Origin of the sequence: Actinoplanes sp. NBRC 103695, from assembly GCF_030269485.1 — a bacterium.
In the GTDB taxonomy this organism is placed as follows: domain Bacteria; phylum Actinomycetota; class Actinomycetes; order Mycobacteriales; family Micromonosporaceae; genus Actinoplanes.
In genome coordinates, this window is record NZ_BSTL01000010.1 from 48,908 (window position 1) to 67,372 (window position 18,465).

The 18,465-nt window shown below is 63.0% G+C and carries 15 protein-coding genes and 1 tRNA gene; 10 read left to right on the forward strand and 6 right to left on the reverse strand.

The annotated features are described in order from the left end of the window. Positions 1-197: 197 nt before the first annotated feature. Positions 198-1,331: a hypothetical protein gene (locus QSK31_RS18945; RefSeq protein WP_285685466.1), complete on the forward strand. Its 1,134-nt coding sequence runs from the start codon at positions 198-200 to the stop codon at positions 1,329-1,331. A gap of 151 nt (positions 1,332-1,482) precedes the next feature. Here QSK31_RS18945 and QSK31_RS18950 read toward each other — a convergent pair whose 3' ends face one another. Both QSK31_RS18950 and QSK31_RS18955 read right to left on the reverse strand, forming a co-directional pair. Next, the gene (locus QSK31_RS18950; protein WP_285685467.1) at positions 1,483-2,061 is read right to left on the reverse strand and encodes an ImmA/IrrE family metallo-endopeptidase; all 579 of its coding nucleotides are present in this window, start codon (positions 2,059-2,061) and stop codon (positions 1,483-1,485) included. 3 nt (positions 2,062-2,064) lie between these two features. Continuing rightward, positions 2,065-2,451, reverse strand: a complete 387-nt coding sequence (locus QSK31_RS18955) for a helix-turn-helix transcriptional regulator (RefSeq protein ID WP_285685468.1) — start codon at positions 2,449-2,451, stop codon at positions 2,065-2,067. Between the two features lie 286 nt (positions 2,452-2,737). Here QSK31_RS18955 and QSK31_RS18960 point away from each other — a divergent pair, with 286 nt between their 5' ends. The 3 genes from QSK31_RS18960 (at position 2,738) to QSK31_RS18970 (ending at position 4,098) form a co-directional block, all read left to right on the forward strand. Further along, the gene (locus QSK31_RS18960) at positions 2,738-2,968 is read left to right on the forward strand and encodes a DUF2188 domain-containing protein (protein WP_285685469.1); all 231 of its coding nucleotides are present in this window, start codon (positions 2,738-2,740) and stop codon (positions 2,966-2,968) included. A 153-nt stretch (positions 2,969-3,121) separates the two neighbouring features. After that, positions 3,122-3,277 carry a hypothetical protein gene (locus tag QSK31_RS18965; protein WP_285685470.1) on the forward strand — a complete coding sequence of 52 codons (156 nt, stop codon included), beginning with the start codon at positions 3,122-3,124 and terminating at the stop codon, positions 3,275-3,277. Between the two features lie 443 nt (positions 3,278-3,720). Next, positions 3,721-4,098 (forward strand): YegP family protein, encoded by a 378-nt coding sequence (locus tag QSK31_RS18970; RefSeq protein ID WP_285685471.1) that lies wholly within the window; start codon positions 3,721-3,723, stop codon positions 4,096-4,098. Positions 4,099-4,382: 284 nt separating this feature from the next. On the opposite strand, the gene QSK31_RS18975 is transcribed toward QSK31_RS18970, so the two are convergent. Next, positions 4,383-5,324: a hypothetical protein gene (locus tag QSK31_RS18975; RefSeq protein WP_285685473.1), complete on the reverse strand. Its 942-nt coding sequence runs from the start codon at positions 5,322-5,324 to the stop codon at positions 4,383-4,385. Positions 5,325-5,491: 167 nt separating this feature from the next. Here QSK31_RS18975 and QSK31_RS18980 point away from each other — a divergent pair, with 167 nt between their 5' ends. After that, positions 5,492-6,835, forward strand: a complete 1,344-nt coding sequence (locus QSK31_RS18980; protein ID WP_285685474.1) for a hypothetical protein — start codon at positions 5,492-5,494, stop codon at positions 6,833-6,835. 189 nt (positions 6,836-7,024) lie between these two features. On the opposite strand, the gene QSK31_RS18985 is transcribed toward QSK31_RS18980, so the two are convergent. After that, positions 7,025-9,970, reverse strand: coding sequence for an N-6 DNA methylase (locus tag QSK31_RS18985; protein WP_285685475.1), 2,946 nt, complete (start codon positions 9,968-9,970; stop codon positions 7,025-7,027). A 302-nt stretch (positions 9,971-10,272) separates the two neighbouring features. Continuing rightward, the gene (locus tag QSK31_RS18990) at positions 10,273-11,139 is read right to left on the reverse strand and encodes a hypothetical protein (protein WP_285685476.1); all 867 of its coding nucleotides are present in this window, start codon (positions 11,137-11,139) and stop codon (positions 10,273-10,275) included. 944 nt (positions 11,140-12,083) lie between these two features. Between QSK31_RS18990 and QSK31_RS18995 the strand changes: the two genes are divergently transcribed. From QSK31_RS18995 to QSK31_RS19015, 5 genes are all read left to right on the forward strand, one after another. Further along, positions 12,084-12,167, forward strand: a tRNA-Leu gene (locus tag QSK31_RS18995). Positions 12,168-12,664: 497 nt separating this feature from the next. Next, a complete protein-coding gene (locus QSK31_RS19000; protein ID WP_285685477.1) occupies positions 12,665-13,459 on the forward strand; it encodes an IS110 family transposase in 795 nt (264 codons plus the stop codon). Positions 13,460-13,470: 11 nt separating this feature from the next. Further along, complete coding sequence (locus QSK31_RS19005; RefSeq protein WP_285685478.1) at positions 13,471-13,683, forward strand: hypothetical protein; 213 nt, start codon at positions 13,471-13,473, stop codon at positions 13,681-13,683. Between the two features lie 71 nt (positions 13,684-13,754). Next, positions 13,755-14,321 (forward strand): GNAT family N-acetyltransferase, encoded by a 567-nt coding sequence (locus QSK31_RS19010; RefSeq protein ID WP_285685480.1) that lies wholly within the window; start codon positions 13,755-13,757, stop codon positions 14,319-14,321. Between the two features lie 1,513 nt (positions 14,322-15,834). Beyond that, positions 15,835-16,434, forward strand: coding sequence for a hypothetical protein (locus QSK31_RS19015; RefSeq protein ID WP_285685481.1), 600 nt, complete (start codon positions 15,835-15,837; stop codon positions 16,432-16,434). A gap of 535 nt (positions 16,435-16,969) precedes the next feature. On the opposite strand, the gene QSK31_RS19020 is transcribed toward QSK31_RS19015, so the two are convergent. After that, positions 16,970-18,427, reverse strand: a complete 1,458-nt coding sequence (locus tag QSK31_RS19020) for a sensor domain-containing diguanylate cyclase (RefSeq protein WP_285685482.1) — start codon at positions 18,425-18,427, stop codon at positions 16,970-16,972. Between the last annotated feature and the right edge of the window lie 38 nt (positions 18,428-18,465).

An 18,465-nucleotide genomic window follows, 5' to 3' on the forward strand; every position in this document is an offset into this window, starting at 1 on the left:
CGCGACCGCCGTTCTCCCTGGTATCCGTCATTGACACGATCTTGCGCTATCACGCCAAGAGGTTGACTCCGCTGCCGGCCGTACGCCGCCCGGCGCCTGAGGCCGCCCTCGCTACCCGACAGCTAGCGGCCGTCCTGGATAAGGTGTGTTCCGACGACGCTGTTAGTGGGACGGATTGGCAGACCCTGTCGACAGTTATGATCAGCTCGGCGGTGCCGCTGCTTGCTCCCCGTCGCCTATGGGAGGAGATCGTCGATCGGTTGCTCGCCGAGGTGATGGTCTCGGACGGTGTTGCGTGGATGCAGCGATTCGAGACGATCAACATACTGCTCTCGCACCCCGACTCGCAGGAGGCGGCGATCGGGACAATTTCCTCCATCATTGCCGACCGCGGAACTCAAAGCCTAGTCGGCACGGCGTGCCTGCTCGACGGCAGCGGCCATCCCGACGCCGCGCGTAGCGTCCTGCGGCTCCTACATGATCCGGGAGACGACCGCGTCTTCAAGGGTGCGTTAATGGCGTGCGTCCGAAAGATCCGCTACCGGCATTTTACCGAAGCCCAGCTTGGAACCATCGCGTGGTATTCCACGGAAGTGGCCGCCGACTCGACCGTGAACGAGGAGACGCGTAGCCTTGCGGCATCGATTCTACGTACTGTGGCGACGCCCCCGGACGCCGAGAGAACGATCGTCTCTCCCGCGATGGCATCACTACTCACGTCGCGAGTCCTCGACGGCACGCTTTCCCAGCTAAGTCATGATGTCGACGGGTACCGTGACCTCGAGCTGGCGCGGATCATCCACGATATGCTGTTCGACCCAGTGTTCGACTCCCGGCTATACGCCGCGTTCCTACTGCAGGCCAGTCCCTACCGCGACGGAGTCGCCGCAGCGCTGACCTCGGAAGTGGCCCGCGCCGATCTCCGAGCTGGCTCTGCGTGGGTCACCACGCTATTTGAAGCGTTGCGCGTCGTAGGTACAGCAAGGCAGCGTCCGACGATCGAGCAGTACGTTGTCGCCACCGGCATCTCGCAAGAGGTCAACGACAACGCCGCGTACGCACTGGGGCACATCGGCGGACACACCTCTTACGAAGTGTGGCAACGCACCATCGGTCACCACCTGCGGCTGTGGCAGACGACGCAGGCCGCTGACCACGCGTCAACCCTCGACCGACTGGTGTATGCGCTAGGTATGGCCCGTGAGTGGTCGCTGATACGGCGACTCGCGCAAACGCCGAATCTGCCCGCAGCAGTGTCGACCGCGGCGGGGTGGTGGCTAACCCAGCCTCAGCGTATTCGGGCGAGCGTCACCCCTCAAACCATCCCTTGAGCTCGGCCGCCTCGATCTTGCTATCAAACTTGACATCGACAACGCTTCTTATTGAGCTTATAAGGAACCTTAGTGAACCCGATCGCACCGGCCACCGCGGGAGGCAGATCCCGCCCTTGCCGCCGTCAACCTGGCTTGTGTTGGCAACGAGTCAGCGTCGGCCCTTGCCTACGTAGCGGTCGATTCCGCTCATGCGCCAACGCCAACGCACCAGGTCTTCCGACGCGCCGAGACGGCGGGCGGTTTCAGCGTGGTCGAAGCCAGCACGCTTGGCGTGCTTGAGTGCGGCCTCGGGCGCTAAGAGGGATCCGGCGAGCCAGTTCGCTTCTTCCTCCTGTCGGTCGTTGAAGTCGCGCATCACGCAGTCGGCAAACGTAAGCAGCTGACCGTGCTCATGGCCCAAGATCAGATGGCTCAACTCGTGACATAGCGAGTTGTTGATTCTGCCGGTGTCGTGAGTCGGGTTGTAGACGACAAGCGTCCCGGTCGGAAGCGTGACGCTGACAGCCGACCACTCACGCGGGTGGTGGCTCAGCAGTTCCTCTCGATCCTCGGCTTCCAGTGACGGTAGATCCGCAGGGGTGAGGATCCTGACGCCATGGTGCGCCGCCAGCGCACGAGGATTCACTGGCTCGTGGGCCGCCAGCGATATCAACCCGCGTTGCTCGGCCGCGATGCGCTGCGACCGTGCTTTGAACCCATACACCAGCGACGATGTTGCTGCCGGCACGATTCACTCCTTGTCCGCAGCGGCATGACCAAAGTCCGCGTATGCAGCCCTCACGAGAGCCGCCAGCGCCTTGGCGGTCGCAGGTGGCAGTGTGCGATCCGCACGCAGGTGCGCCTCGATAGCCTCCGCGCCACTTACCTGCCGTTCTCGGTCGATGAATAAGTCCGCTGACACCCCGAGCCATCGCACCAATGCGGCGAAAGTGGCCGTATCCGGCACTTTGCCGTTTAGGACCCGGGACAGCGTGGCCGCGCTCACGCCCGCCTCCCGGGCCGCCTCACGCAACTTCAAGCCGTCGCGTGCCAGTCGGTTGTCCAGGAGTGCGGCGAGTTCGGCAATGCGTAGGGGCGAGTCGCGACCTCCATCCCCCGTCATGCTCGTTTCAGGCATGAAACCTCGTCTCGTTCTTGCAACGGAATCCTCTCTTGATCTACCGTCTCATTAGTGCAACGCCGTTGCACGTAATGATGAGGAGGAGTCTGCCATGGCACGGAGCCGTGGCGCCATCACCGGCCGCTACATCAACGGCGCGGCGGCGGCGCGGCACCCTCGTACCAACATCACCGAGCGGGGCTGACGCCACCGATAAGGCGGGGGATCGCACGAATCGACCCTCGGTGCTTGTGGGCCTGTCAACGCGAATCCACTCCTAACAAATGACACGATAAGGAAGAAAATGGCCAAGGGTGACATCCATACCAGTAAGCATGGGGACAAGTGGGTCAACAAGGCGGAAGGCAATGAACGTGCCTCCAACAGCGCTCCAACCAAGGCTGAAGCCCAGGCTGTGGGCCGTGAAATGGCGATCGAACGCGGGGTCGAGCACGTCATCCACAAGCAGGACGGCACCATCGGCGAGCGCAACACCTACCCCCGCAGCCGCGACCCTCGAGAGTCGAAGGGCTAACCCGCTCTTGCGCCCCGCAAGGAGGGCAGCAGCAAGCTTCCCGACGGAGACACGACGCCGTCCTTGCCGCTCGCGGGGCTCCCGCCGACGCGCTATTCGTGACCATCGCCTAGAGCGCACGAGCCGTATCGAAGCAGGGATGGAGGTGAATCAATGACCAGCCAGCACTTGACCTTCGGCATCCTGATCGTCGTCGCGGCAGTCGCCATGAACGCCACGCGCCAGTACGGCATGAGACTCGGCGTACCGGCCCTGACCGTCTCGGCCCTCGTTGCCGGCACTGCCTACGCGATCAAAAGGCTTGCCTAGTACGCACACACGGTTGCGGCCAGACTCCGCAACCTGGCCCCGGGCCCGGGTCGGGCGCGAGTAGATGACGGCGGATCGACCCTCATCGCCAACTTCACACAACGTTATGTCCCTGACGGTCACGAAGGAGTCTATCCACATGTTGTGGATCGTTATCCACAACATGTGGACAAGATGTCGCAGTGACAACCCAGATTTTGTATTACATGGCTGTAGTTTGGACTTGACTCCACCCGACTCAACCATTACTTTTTGTGTTGAAACGAGCAGAGCCCCGGTCAAATACCGAGGCTCGGCATCCGAACGGGGCTCCATGCAACTTTGGCGGGCTGCATGGATGACCATACACCGGGCTTCCCCACTGGGGTATCAGGCGGGCGCGTCCGTGTAGTCGTGAGGGTGCCTCGATGTGCGTCACGAACGCTGACGTACGGAAGGACATCATGAGCACCAACCTCAAGTTCGAGATCCACGACTCGAACAACCCGGCCCAGCCGTACTACTGGAAGATCATCGGCCGGAACGGCTACGACACCCTCGCCAAGTCCGAGACGCTTACGTCGAAGGACCACACGCTCCGGATGGCTCAGTTCGTCAAGTCGTCGGCGACGAGCCTGCTCTTCCAGGTCTTCCGGTCCAACAACGGATCCCAGCCCTGGACTTGGCGAGTCCTGGCCGCGAACAACCACGTTGTCGTGTCCGCGTCGGAGACGTACGTGAACCAGGCTGGAGCACAGGCGGCAGCCGACTCCGTCAAGTACCACGCCAGCTCCGCGGAAATCGTCGACAAGACCCGTTCGGCTGTCTCCTCGCGCTGGTAGTTCTGTGTGGAGCAGCCCCGTCTGGATCCAGCAGGGCTGCTCCACACCAAACCATGCGGCAGCGCTGGTCATGCGTTGCCCGGGTCGCAGCGCCGGCACCACCGTGTCTGACAGCCTGGCCTGGGATGAACCCGTTGGCTGGCTCAGCGAAACCAGCGTGGACCCATTGTGCCGTCACTGGCCGCGACGTTCGCCATCGTCGGGGTGGAAGCCCTCACCGCGAGTAGCCCCGTCATCGCCTATAACGTCGGGAACCAGCCCGCCCGCGCCTGTCTGCCCGTCGGCTAATGCCACCAGCGGCCGCCGCGGACACGGATCTCGCGGACCGGGATTTCGGATGGGTGCAATGGCCGGTCGATCACGGGCCGGACGGTCCACGGGGTGACCCGGTCGCGTTCGTGTTCCTCCGCGAAGATGCGGGCGGACATGTCGTCGCCGGCCTTCTCCAGTGCCTCGATCACGCGGGCCAGCAGGATATCCAGCCGCTCCGTCTCGGCTTCCGCGGCGAGGAGCCGTTCATGGACCGTGACGGACCGATGGCCGCACCATTGGCGCAGCAGCTCGTGGCGGGGTCGGTCGTAACGTCGGTACCAGTGGTACTCGTACTCCGGCGAGGTGTCTTCCTTGGCTCGGGACCGGATGCTGTCTCGTGAGAAGCCATGCTTGCACTTCTGTCGCGCTGCTTTCTCTTGCTCGACCACCACGTCGAGCACGGGTATCGGATGCTCTCGGCACGCTGCCCGTGCGATGAGCAGGGTCCCTACCGGTGACACCATCAGCGATTCTTTGTGCTCGAACCTCTGGACGCCGTGGAGGATCTCGTCAACCGGTGCTCCGAGAATGGTGGCGAGCCGGGCCCGGTCGTGGACCTTGGTGGCGTTGCGGACCGGGTTCCATTCGACGGTGGCCACGTCGTCGGGGATCAGTAGCTGGAACACCTCTTCTACGCAGGTGTCCTCGACGTCGTCCAGGACGTGGTCGTCGATGCGCTGCCAGTTCGCCATCAGTAGGTCGTAGGCGGCGACATCGGTCCATGGCACTCGCAGGCGTGCGGCGGGCTGGTTCTCGACGCGGCTGTCTGGATCATCCAGGAAGAGGATTTCGACGCGGGCGCTGCTCTTCTTGGGCTTGACCGACCGGATCTTGACGCGTTCCGATGGCGCGTCGTCGCGTGGGCGGTAGGCCCACTCGTCTCCCACGATGAATCGCGTGGCATCGAAGACCATGCCTGACGCTATCGCGCCGAACCGTTATTGGCGGCGGCCGGGACAACTCTGGGCCGACGCCGGATGAGGTTCACTCGCCGTGCGGGGCCGTCACCCGGACGAGGGATGGGGCCACATAGGAAGGCCTGAATAGGCTCGCGTCAGGATTCGCATGGAAGGCCGGCATCATGGCTGACCGGGTGTTGGTGTCGAAGTCCGCGCTCAAGAAGTTGCCCATGACGGCGGCGGACGGGACGCCCTATTGCCCGAAGTGCCGCACGTACGGTGAGCTGAACCTGATGATGGCAGCGGCCGGTTCGACGGGTGACGGCGAGTGTGTGGCTTGGTCGTTACCGGTGTATGCCGAATCGGACCGGTTGACGTATGAGCAGATGGTGGCCGGGGAGCCGTGCCGGGGCTGCGGGCAGGAACTGCTCGCCGGGGGTGAGCCGCCGTCGTGGGTTGGCAAAGGCAGCCTGTTCTACACCGACGACGAGCGTGCGGCGCATGACGCAGCCGAGCGGGCGTTCAAGCAGCGGCACCCGTTCTGCCACGCGCTGCGTTGGAGAATGCAGGGTAGCGGTGTCACCCACTGCGCGCGGTGTTGCCCGCCGGCGCCGCTGAGCCCGGGCAAATGGCGTCAGATCTCCCAGCTGCTCACTGGGGCGAGGGACCATCGCGTGCAGCAGGCCCGCCGCGACGGAACAAAGGGGGACCCACATGAGCTGGAACGCCGCCTGCCCGGCCGGGCCCGGCCCGCCGCCCTAGTGCTCCGAGAGTACCGGCAATCCCGCGCCGCGACGTTGGACGCTGTGGATGTCGGCGAACGAGACTTGATGGCGGCGTCGATTCCTGAGGCTGAACTGATGTTCCGCTGGCGGATACAGCTGGACTGCGGAGACATCGTCGAGCTCCTCACCTGCGGAACCGAGCGGGTGCCATCGGCGATGTCTTGGTCCTGGGCTGGCAGCCCTATGCGGGAGGGTACCTACGGCTGCGGCGGGCACCGGGCCGCCGAGACGCCGTACCAGCAGGTGCGCCGCTACCTTCGCCGGAGCACGCTGCACCTTGAGGCCGACGAGAAGCTCGAGCGTGGGCCAGAGACCGTCGGCTACTGGACGGTCGAACTGGCCTGCGGACACAGGGAACACCAGATCACCCCCCTGCGCTGGCATCCGCGTGACGGCCATCGGCAAACGCAGCCTAACGATCCGCGGGAAGTCGCCGAGCGAAAGTCCCGCCTTGAGGCGATCAAGGACTCTGTCGGTGCTCTCGATTACGAGCACTGGATCCTGCAGATCGAGCAAGGCCGGCTTGAGCCGGACCCGATGACCACGTGTGAGACCTGCTCGTACGAGCAGCCGATCATCGCCTTTCAACGGATCGGCTGGTTGGTCCCACCGACCGCGGCGGAAGCCTCACCGGCGCCTAACCAGGCACCGCCTCAGCCGACTCGGTCCGAGCTAGAACATCGCGTCGCCGTCCTGGAAGCTGAACTTGCGCGCCTGAAGGGTGCAAGAAAACACCGATAAGCCAATGCTGTGCACAACTGCCCCGAGCGGAAGGGCAGGGCAGGGGAGTAGCACCGCTCCGGTCAGCGAACCATGGCTAGTTGGCGCGGCCAAGTCTCGCACTAACCCTAACGAGCAAGCGGCGCGCGGACGTGATGACCGGTGGCCACGCGGCAGTTGGCACTGACGTTCCGTCGACGAAATGCTGCCCTATCCTGCCGGTAAAGTATTAGTAACTTTCGATATGAGTCGGGGCACCTCATCTCTGAAAGGGTGATCGAGGAGCGCGGCTCGTAGTCGACGCCGCAGGGCAATGAAATTCCCTTCTGGTAAAGACATTCCGGCTACCATGAGTCGCTGAGCTTTTCCAATCTGAGCAAGACGTCGATGGTCTGGGGCATCGGCATCGTAAATTGGAACCGGAAGATTCCAGACACTTTTGTCGATGTCGCGTTCATCCTTGCTGTATGACATGAACGGGCGAACCAACGCGGTCAAGTGGGGGCTATTCAGCATCGCGCTTAGGTAGTCCCCCTCTTCGACGGAGGAGATGGTCGCCCAGTAAAGCTTGTGGTCAATGATGGCATACGGATCAGCGACAACGGCGGCGGCGACATGCATGCCTGCCTTGCAATATACCAATCTCAGCGGCGCGGCGGGCAGTTGCCTCGTCAAGCCGCGCTGGAAATCTAGGCGGTCGCGGATGTTGAAGCGAAGGCTGGTCCGATGTTGCTCCCACAGGGCCTCTGCTCTACTCCACCAATCAGCTACTCCGTTGTACATGTGTAGTTCAGGCTCATCACTGCTAAGTAATTCGTTGCTCAGGATCGGAAGGATGGCATGGCGAGGAGATAAGAGCCTGTATGGGATGAGGCTCTCACCGAGATATACTCGTCGAACAAACTCGACCTCGACGACGCCCTCCATGCGCTCAAGATCTCTCCACGGTGGATTTTCGTAATTGCTTCGCGATGCCTTCACCCGAACTCTTCCCTTACCAAGGCCGAGAGGGTCGGATGACTCCGCGTCAACCAAGAACAGTGCCCGAGGTGTAATCGTGGCGCCTTCATAAAAGCGTCTCTTGTAGGGTGATACGGCTCGAACTTCTCCTGGGTCGCTAGATGCCCTCGTCAAATGAGGTTCAACGGATTTCCAGGAAGTTTGCTCCGGAGGGATCTTGCCTGTCCACTGCTCCGTATCGATACCGGGCGGAGTTTTTCCATGCAATCCGACGCGCATCCCGAAAATCACACAGCTTCCACGCAAGAAGATGTGAGGCCGGAGCCGGCGAAGATCCCATGATCTTTTGAAATGTACAAAGGTTGGTTCTACGGGATCGCTATAGCGCCCTGACCTGAATCCCCTGAAATAGGCCCGATCGAGCACCGCGTTTGGTAACACGAACGCAAAAGTCCCACCAATACGCAAATACTGCTGTATCGCCCGAGCTGAGAACAGCCCTGAAAGGTCTTGGTGCGACGCCACGCCGCCGCCGTGCCAAAGGCCGCGTCCTGTCGAGAGATTCTTGAATAGAACTTGCATGTCGACCGGCATGTGACGATACGAAAGCCATGGTGGATTGCCTACAAGAACGTCCACGCGATTTTCTGGCATGGCAAGCCAAAGTGGCCGAGCCAAGTTTCGGAGATAATAACTCCAGATATGATTCCTGCCTTCCTCGTGTAGGCGGCACATCGCGTCGAATGTCTCTCCAACCAGGACTCGATCGTCTTCGGAGATGGCCATGCGGTTGAGGAGTGCGGTGAGCGACAGCTTCGTATTTCTGTCCCTAGGCTTCGCCGCCAAATTTGCTAGATTGGACACTAGTCGGTCAAACCGGGCGGGATCGTCTAGCATGCTTTGCGGGAACCGCAGGACGTCCTCCAGAAGACTTGCGCCGTGCCCAGCGCTAATTCTTAAGTGTTCATCAGTGAAGAGGTCTAAGCGCTCGCGCCACTGAATACTGTCGCCAAGATACACCGGTATATTGATTGCTTCCCGGCTCGCGTCAAGAAGCCGGCGCCTGCCTATGGCTAGCAGGTACGTGACTCGGGCCAGCGCTACAGCGACGGGGTGCAGATCGACTCCGATGATCTGGGTGGCCAAGTTTGATAGGGCGACGCTTGCGGGCAAGGCTGCCTCGTCTGCTGCCCTCAGATACTTTCTAACGGCATGGAAGAGGAAAGTTCCAGATCCACACGCCGGATCGAGGACGCGCTGGTTCAGAGGTGCGGAAACTGCCGTATCTACAACGTGTTCGGCAAGCCAGTCGGGCGTGTAGTATTCGCCCAACCGCCTCCTTGTTTCGGTACCGATAAATGATTCATAAAGCGTCTTGAGGATATCTTGTTCTACTTCTCCCCAATCGAACCGCGCTAAGCGTCGGGCGATGGCCTGTACGAAGGCCGTACCGCCGGGTACCTCGACGGTCCAATTGAAAAAGTCCTGCTCGACGACACCAAATATGCCGGCTTGATCGAATCTCTGACCACTGAGCAACGTTGCGGGCTGAAGGTCCAGAACATCGATGCCGAGGATCAGATGAGCGATAATATCGGCACTGTTCATAAGAAGTGTGTGTTCTATGAACAGCTCGTCGTCCTCTATGAATTGGGTTCCGAGCGCGCTTTTTAGGAGCTGTGCCCAGAGTTGTCGCTTAATCTTTACTGTTGGCGATTCTTTGTGCTCATGGTAAAGATTGGCTAGTGTCGCGAAGTCGATGATGTGTGACGTACTCGAAGCCCCGAGCCTTCGATCGACTTCGAATGCCGTCGCCGGAATCCCACGACACATAGCTAGAACGCCATCCAGCCAGTAAAACAAGGCCATCGGGTCGGGGCGCTTAAGATCAATTTCATGACTGGCTACGCGTTGCAGGGCACCTGTTGTCTGTTGATAGGCGTGCCACTGCCTTCCATCAGTAAGTACACCCACATAGCGCTGGCCAGTTTCGCGACCCCTTATGTCTAGGGAACGGGTGAGCAGTCGCTCCGATTCTCGAGCCACGGCCTCAATGCCAAGATTGACCTTTACGCCGATCATGACTGCTGCCGACTCCACATCAATGTAGCGTCGATTGAATGGAAGCTCAGAGTTGGCGGTTTCAACATCTTGCTCAACTAGGCCGAAGTCGCCATTCAGGAGTAGACCGCGCACTGAGCTCAGTAGGGTGCTGTCAGTGACTCGCCGACCGGGGTGAAGGATTTCCGAGAAGAATGGTTGTAGGCCGCGCCCATCGCCCCAGCGAAGCTGCGATGTTGACGACCTGCCGTCTGGTCCGGGCCTGGCTCGAGTCCTCTTCTGTGCACCCGCCATGCCGCACTCTAGGTGGATGCCTAGGAATGATCAGTAGAGCAGCCAATCGAAAGAGTCACTCTTTGCAACTTGATCATTTCGGATCGTGACGAATCATGGTCTGGCTCACTAGACTGTCTGGCTGCTCGACGTGCGGGGTTACCTCAGGGCGCCTTTCGACGAAGAACTCCGCTTTGCAACCAATGCACCAGGGCGGCAGCGAGGTGTACGGCAGCTTCTGCCTCCGGTTGCTCCTGGCGGCGTGACTTGGGAGCGCCTGCGTGTCTCGACAGTTGGCTTTGCCATAGAAGGCCAAGCATGGCAACAACCGCCGATACGTCTGCCGGGGCTCCTTCTGGACCGGGCAGCGCGAGCTCCCAGCGGTGTCCGGAATTCCTAAGTTCTCCTATCACGGTACCGAGCGTTGCCTTGCCCCTGGTGGCTCGGGCGGGTTCGACGAGTGGGCACGCGACAGCCTCGATTGCCCGAATGGATTCGTTCATGACCTTGTCGGGGTCAGGATGACGACCGTAGGCGGCAATCCACGCTGCTGCGAGATGCTGGCCGGCGTCACCGGCGCTCGCCTCGACAGCAGTGCGCGCAGCCATGGTCACGGTCGGATCGAGGCGGCGTTCGAGGCCGTCAAGCGACGACCGTACGCACCAGGCCGAGCCGCCCAGCAACAAGAGCTCGTCAAGTGCATCGATGTGGCGAAGTAGGCCCGTATCCGATGCTGGGCACCACCTCAAGATGGCATCGATGAGGTCGAGCTGATCAGAGGCCGGTCGATTTTCGAAGGTATTCTCCTCCATGCGAAGCCGAAGGAGCAGGCCGGTCCACCACTTCTCAACAGCTCGGCCACCGTCGTCGGTGCCATGGGCAAGCGATCGGCGAAGGGCTTCGTCGAACCGCTGGGCCCACGAGCCAAGGGGGCCAGCGAGGTGCGATGGAACCTCGTCGTAGAGCGTGTCGTCGGTGGGCAGACCGGCATCCCGTCGGCTCAGCGGAGCCCAGGACTGAATCTCGGCCACGGATTTAAGTTAGCCGCTACGGCTCTTGTTGAGAAGCGATTGCGCTCCCGGCGGCGGTTAGTGCCGGTCGGTCGGGGTCGTGGCTCTGGCTCCGACCCGGCCCGTGGGCTCTACCGCAGCCAGACTCGCCGCCATGCTGCCAGAATCGTCGCAGCGACGCCTCGGGTCCATCCAATGTCAAGCTCCTCCGTCAGTGGGGCTGTCAACGCTCTACTCGGTTCGGAGGTGAGCAGCGGGTCAACCCGAAGAATCCGTCGTCAGCCAGCACGATCAAGAAGCGGAAACCTCCGTGGTCATTGACCCCGTCCGAAGGGGTCCCGGGGGCAAGTGTTGACGCCGTGAAACTGTCGGCTCAGGACCTACCCAAGGAGGCTTTAGCGGTCAAAGCGGCGACGGTCACCAGCAGGACACCTGCGGCGACTCTCTCGGCGACCTTACGGCCGTGCTGCTGCTGGAGACGCGCTGCCAACGTCAGCCCGGCGATCAGAAGCCCGATCTCGGCGGTGTAGGCCGCGGGGATAACGGCCCGGACGGCGACCGCGACCAGCTCGCCATCGACGGTGGACAGCCAGTCACCGCTTCAACCCATTGCTCTCGACATGTTCGAGGATCTGATGAGCGACATCTTCCGCGGTACTCGTGGTAGTGATCAGCCACCAAGGCCACTGATGCCTCTGCAATCCAGCCGCCTAGTACAGCACCTCGGCCGGATGCGACAGCCCCCAGCCGCGAGCCAGGCACACCGACGATCCCGGCGTCGGTTCACCCCAGTGGTGATGCTAGGACCCAGTCCGGTGTGGGCCTACGGTCCCCGCTGCCATCGATTGTGCGATCGATGCGTGATCCATGCGTGATCGACAGTCCTGGCGTGGGGCGTCACCCGACAGCATTAACCGGCATTCGGGAATTGCGTATGCGCAGATGAGGTGGCATATTTTGACACAGCGCAACAGTTCTTAACATTGGCTGACATGAATAGAAGCGGACTCTTAATCCGCGGGTTGTAGGTTCAAGTCCTACGCGGCGTACAGTTGATCATGGCCCTGATCAGGCGTTTCGCGTCTGATCAGGGCCATTTTCTGTCCCTTGTGGACGTTTGTGTGATCCATGTGTGCTCTGGAGCTTTCGACACCGCCCGTCATCAGGCGTCACGGGACGGATCGGGCGTCACATCGGCGGCCCACAGACTGCGACCCCGGCCACCAGGCCACGTTGGCTGAATGCCAATAAGACCAAGTCACAGACGCTTCTATATGCGTGGTGATCGAGTCCGGGGATTCGTGATCCACTAGGTTCGGCGCTGGCCGTGACGGTGTGACCCCACAGCAATCTGACCATCGACGTATGTGTCGTGTAGTCGACCTGTCCACCGTCGCAGCCGGCCTCGGCCGCCACCCTTGCTGGCCTGATCAGAAGCATGTCCGCCGGCCACGTCGGCGTGACCCATCACAGATCTGCCGTCGGGTGGACCTTCCCGGGCCGACGCCGTTGACCGGCATCGCCGTCAGGAAGGACACCTATCGTCATGTCAATCGAGGCGGGCCAGCCCGCCGGTTCCCCCCATGATCGGCGCCGCTGGGTCGTCGGAGTCGATACCCACACCGACACCCATGCCGCCGCACTGGTCGACGCCCTCGGCGACGTCCATGCCCAGATCGAGGTCAGCGCCGACCCGGACGGCTACACAGGGCTGCTGGCCTGGGCCGGCGAACACCTTCCCGCCGGACAGCGAACGTTCTGGGCCGTCGAAGGCACCCGCGCGCACGGACACGGCCTGACCCGAGTGCTGCAAGCAGCCGGGCACCAGGTCATCGAAGCCGTGCCACCCGTGCGGGGCAGCCGCCGCCGGGGCGGCAAGTCCGACCGGCTCGACGCGATCCACGCCGCCCGCACAGCGCTGGTCAACGACCATCCCGCCGCACCTCGCGCGGACGGCCCCCGCGAAGCTCTGCGTCTGCTGGTCACGACCCGCCAGCACTACTCCACGACGCGCACCGCCACGATCAACGTCTTCAAATCGGTCATCTTCGGTGCCACTGAGCTGCGCGAACAGCTACGCCGACTGCCCACTGCGGCCCAGGTCCGCACCGTGCTCACCCTGCCCGAGCCCACCACCGCCGACGTCGAGGAACGCATCCGTCTGCAGCAGCTACAGATTCTCGCGCAGACCATCACCGACCTCGACGCCGTTCTGGCCACCAACTACCAGCAGCTCGAAACCTCGTCCGACAGCTCTGCCCAGACCTGCTCGACCTGTATGAGCATGGAAACCCCACGGACCGAGCATTCAGCGACGAAGCAGGCGCCCGCGCCGAGCTAGCCCTTGCCCGCGTGAACATGGGCCAGGTCGAGGGCGCACGCGAGGCACTCACTGCACTGCTGGCACTGGAGCCCGAGCGGCGAATCGGCGGAGTCGTTACCAGCGCCGGCCGCGTCCACCAGGCCCTCCGCGAGCGCCGCTACGCCGGATCGGCCGACGCCCGAGCACTGCGTGAAGAGATCGAATCGTTCACGCGGGTGCCCGCAGCCGCTCTCCCCGCCTGATCAGACCGCCACGCCGGAGGCTACCGGCATCGCTGTGTTTCCTATTGAGATCACCGGCACGCGCGTCACGCTTGCGCGAGTTCCGAGCCGACGATCTGGACGCGTCGATGGCGGTAGTCGGTGACCCCGACGTCACCCGGTCCCTGAGCTTCGACACACGCAGCCGAGACGACCAAACCGAACGCCTCGCAGCGGACATCGCCCGCGCCCAGATCGAGCCACGGCCGGACTACTACCTCGCCATCGCGAACCGCGACGGCCTCCTAATCGGCTTCGTCCGTATCGGCTTCGGCCGAGACCGAAGCGGAGAACTCGGCTACGCCATCCGCCGGGCCGACTGGGGAAAAGGCCACACGAGCGAGGCCGCCGCCCTCATGATCGAATTCGGCTTCAACACTCTAGGGCTGCATCGCATCCAGGCGGCGTGTGGCCCGGAACGGCCCATCCCGCTGACATCGTGGAAGAACAACTTTGCCTGTGGTGAGCAAAACGAGCACCATCCTGACCGTCATGGCGTGTCGGCGTACGGGTGCCAGTGCAGAGGCGGGTACGCCAAATGCGCAGAGGTCCGGGACGCGAAGCGCTCGGGACGCCGCGACGGCGGCGGGCCCGGCGCCTACGTCCGCCACTCACGATGAGTAATCGGCGGACGTGAGATGGCGCCCGGATCGCGGCTATGTGAGTGCGTCAATACATACAACTTCGGTTTGTGTGCCTGTGTCGTATCAGCGACTGCCCTCCGGGCGGCGGCAGTCTCCCCGGAGGGTGTTGCCGATGGGGGCACATACGTCTTCGAAATAGCTCGGGTTCAAAGCAGCGCGCAGGGACGCGTATCGCAATTAGAAGCAGTAGGGTTCGATCCAGCGGGCGTCTGCCCATCCGGTGCGACCGTCGTCTGCTGTGACGAGCCGATAATCCAGGCCATTCGGATTGGGCTGGCTGTCGATCGTGACCTGCTGCCCGCGCGTTACCTCACTTAGAGTGGCACCGTATTGATCGCGCAACCATAGGTCACGAGCCGCGACGGTTCCCTTGCTACAGGGCCTCTCGGCGAGAGAGTCAACTCCCATAGGGCCGATGCCGTGGCTGACGTAGCCCGCGAGGAACACACTTATTAGAGCGACCACAATTGAGGGTTGGCGGCGGCGCCTGTGAGATACGCCAAGACTTGTTTCATCTCTACTAGTAAAACCGTATCCGCTGGGGAGCAAAGGTTCCAGCCACCTGGTCCTACGACCGGCTGGAACAACGAACGCTTGTCCGCCTTCCTCGACGCGCGGTCGACCAGGCGGCTGAAATTCGGTCGGCGAGTCCAGAATACGACAACTGCGCTCCAGGACAGTGTCTGCGCCTTCTTCCAAAGGGGCCGACAACGCGTTTTCGCTATGGACCTCGTGATCCCCCTTGGCCAATTCAACGGTCACCTCGTCGGGATTGACCACTGGCCCACGCTGTCCTGACTGGGCTGCTTGGTGCAGGCTCCGGCAGCGAGACAAGTGAATCTCCGCCTCGGTCACGCCGACGCTGCACCGAACTAGCGCTTCGACAAATTTCCAGTCCGGAATTCGTCTCCCGCCTTCGAATGCGCGCGACACCTTTCTCCGCTCCGTGGCCCGCGCGCCCATGAAACGGACAACGTCTACCCAACCAAGCCCATTGCGGTCGAGCAGGAGACGGACGTAGAGGTCAAGACGCAAGACCTCTACGGGGCCGGGCTTCGGCGGATCGATCGAAGGACCGGACCGACGTGGACTCATGACTCCGTTTATAGACGACCTCATGCGGATCCTCTACCCGGCGCAACACGATCGAGTGAGTTCCTTGGGCGCCCTGGTTGGGCGCCTTCCGGCCCAGGTTGGGCTCCCCGCTACTTGTCTCTATCACCCGTCGCGGCCGGGCAAGCCACCACGGTCCAGAAGACACGGTCTGCTGCTGGGCACGACGGGTACGAACGAGAAAGCTAAGGAGACAAGGTTGAATCGACGTAGAATCGCAATCGCCAAGATCGCAATGTTGGCCGTGGCCCCGATGGTCGTCACGATGGCCGTCGGACCGTCGTCGGCATCCGCGACGACTGAGGCCACCGCTGTCCCGGCCTCCTGCAAGAATCCCAGACTGGGGAAGATCTGCGGACACACGCGGATCCTCATCGTGAAATTCACCGTGGTAAAGCCCTGCCACGTCCAGCGGAACTATCCTCGAAACCCGGGCAGCGGTCGGAAGACCTGGACGATCAATCCCGGCTCAACGGTCGCTTGGCGGTACAACATCACTGCCGACGCCGCGATGGTGTCCGATCCAAACGTGGCCCAGTTCCCGCACTGGGGCGTCGTTACCAACAGCGACTGCATCGGTGCGACGGTCGGACAGCGCGGCCACTACTGGCGATACCAGAAGCGAGGTAACGGCAAGAGGGGTTGGGTTCGGCACGAGACGCCTGCGATTCCAGCAGGCCAGCCGATGCCAAAGGTGACCAATCACCCCGGCTACAAATCTCATCGGCTCTACGGGCGCAGCCAAAGTAAAAAGTCCCACTACTGGAACAAAGTGGATTGGCAACCGAAGAGCACAACGGCGCCGCGGACACGGCACAAGATGACGCACAATGCCACCCTGCGTGACCGACCGAATGAGTTCGTCATTTCCAACGTGATGAGGGGATGGCTGGTTCTCCCGACCAGCGAGGAGCGGAAAGGCTACACGAAGGTGTATGTTCCGTCTCTGAAGCGTTGGGGTTGGATACAGTTGTAGGGACAGGAAACCGATCTCCGGCCCGACGACAAGCGCTCGTCGGGCCGGAGACTGCGTTCATCTCGCGAGGAGGCACATCGCTAAAGAAAGTCACTACGGCGAATCCAGGAGTGCGGCCGCGCCGACTTTACTGTTCGCCGGTAACCCGCATTCTTTGCGGAATTTGCGGTTTTTGGTGGCACGCAGAACCAGCTGCGGTTGACAGTTCTGCTTGACCTACTGCGCCTTCGGCGCAGGCGGAGTGTAACGTCCTCTTCTCGGCAGAATAGTGCGCCGAGTCTCGCACTTCGCGCGGATGTTATTGACGGAGAGTGGCCGTCGACGGGCGGGCCAGCCAGGCGGGGCCAACGAGCACGAAGCCGAAACTCGTCCGCGCGGCGAGTTCTGGCATAGGGAGGGGCCCGCATGAGGTCCCGCTCGGGTGCGGCCGCCCACTCAGCGAGTGGACCACGCGCGGCCAACATGTCGAGTGGATCGCCCCAAGCACGGTCGGACACACCGACGACCATCGATCTACTTTTTCAGGTCGAAGTAGCTAGACCGGTAGGCGGGGCTCGGCGGCATACAGATGCCAGCGCTGCCGTTCGCGTTTGGCCCGGTACATGGCGAGGTCGGCGTGCCGGAGCGTCTCGTCGGCATCGGCGTGGTCGCCGAGCCGCATGGCGATGCCGATGCTCGCGCCGATCTGCACCAGGTGACCGTCGATCGGCACCGGTTCGGCGAGCCAGTCGGTGACCCGCGCCGCGACCGCGACGGCGTCGTCGGCGGTGCGGACGTCGGCGAGGAGCACCGCGAACTCGTCGCCGCCGAGCCGGGCCACCAAGGCCCCGGCCGGTGCGCAGGTCTGTAGCGCCCGGGCGGCGGCGACCAGCGACGCGTCGCCGACGGCGTGCCCGAGCCGGTCGTTGATCGGCTTGAAGCCGTCGAGGTCGAGGTAGAGCACCGCGCCCTGACCGGGCCGGTCGGCGGCACACGCCCGTTCCAAGGCCTGCAGGAAGGCGCTGCGGTTGGCCAGGCCGGTGAGTGCGTCGTGGGTCGCGTCGTACGCGAGTCGCTCCTGGTAGTGCTTCCGGTCGGTGATGTCGCGGTGGTTCCACACGATGCCCTCGACGGCCGGGTTGTCGAGCATGTTGCGGGCGACGACCTCGTGCCAGCGCCACGAGCCGTCGGCGTGCCGCAGGCGCAGCTCGGCGCGGTCCTGCGGGATGCCGCTCAGCAGTGCGCGGTGCAACGCGAAACTGGCCGGCCGGTCGTCCGGGTGGATCAGGTCGATGCCGGCGAGGCGGGAGTAGTCCTCGACCGGGTAGCCGAGGACGTGCTCGACGGCACCGCTGACGTAGCCGACGTGGCCTGAGGCGTCGGTGACGCTGATGACGTCGGCTGAGTCCTGGACGAGGACGCGGAACCGGTTCTCTGTCCGGCTGGCCCGCTCGGCGCTGATCCGGAGCTCCCGTTCGACGTGGATCCGTTCGGCCGTGGCCCGTTCGCGGTCGGCGGTCGTCAGGCCGAGGATGCGGATGGTGAGCGCGGCGGCAAGGGTACCGAGCGTTCCCACCGTCTGCGCGGTCACCGGCGACACGTAGGTCGGCACCCAGCCGAGCGCGATGCCGGCCTGCCCGGCGGCCGCGGTGACGACGCTGGTGCACAGGATCGCCCGCCAGGACCGAGCACCGGCGATGCGCATCATGTTGCTGGCGAAGATGACGAAGCCGATGCCGAGGAGCGGCCCCCAGCCGGTGAGGTACGACGCCGACGAGGTGAGGACGGCGCCGACGGCCGCCTGGCGCCACATCGCCGCTCGGGACTGCTGGTCTCCGCCCTTCAGCCAGTGCTCCACCCTCGGATGCTGGGCGACGCCGGACGCGACGAGGACGAGGTCGAGCAGCCCGATGGTTCCCTGGGCGGCCAGCCCGAACGCGTGGAGCACGTTGAGCGCGACCAGGGCCAGGCCGACGTTCGTCAGCCAGCCGAACCGGCGCCACCAGCTGTCCACCTGAGTTCCGTTCCGTCGCGGAGTCATCGTCGGGCGGC

Excerpts from the sequence above, each read along its gene's own strand:
- QSK31_RS18945 (WP_285685466.1), top strand. The coding sequence starts at position 198 with ATGATCAGCTCGGCGGTGCCGCTGCTTGCTCCCCGTCGCCTATGGGAG.
- QSK31_RS18955 (WP_285685468.1), bottom strand. The coding sequence starts at position 2,451 with ATGCCTGAAACGAGCATGACGGGGGATGGAGGTCGCGACTCGCCCCTA.
- QSK31_RS18960 (WP_285685469.1), top strand. The coding sequence starts at position 2,738 with ATGGCCAAGGGTGACATCCATACCAGTAAGCATGGGGACAAGTGGGTC.
- QSK31_RS18965 (WP_285685470.1), top strand. The coding sequence starts at position 3,122 with ATGACCAGCCAGCACTTGACCTTCGGCATCCTGATCGTCGTCGCGGCA.
- QSK31_RS18970 (WP_285685471.1), top strand. The coding sequence starts at position 3,721 with ATGAGCACCAACCTCAAGTTCGAGATCCACGACTCGAACAACCCGGCC.
- QSK31_RS18975 (WP_285685473.1), bottom strand. The coding sequence starts at position 5,324 with ATGGTCTTCGATGCCACGCGATTCATCGTGGGAGACGAGTGGGCCTAC.
- QSK31_RS18980 (WP_285685474.1), top strand. The coding sequence starts at position 5,492 with ATGGCTGACCGGGTGTTGGTGTCGAAGTCCGCGCTCAAGAAGTTGCCC.
- QSK31_RS19000 (WP_285685477.1), top strand. The coding sequence starts at position 12,665 with ATGTCAATCGAGGCGGGCCAGCCCGCCGGTTCCCCCCATGATCGGCGC.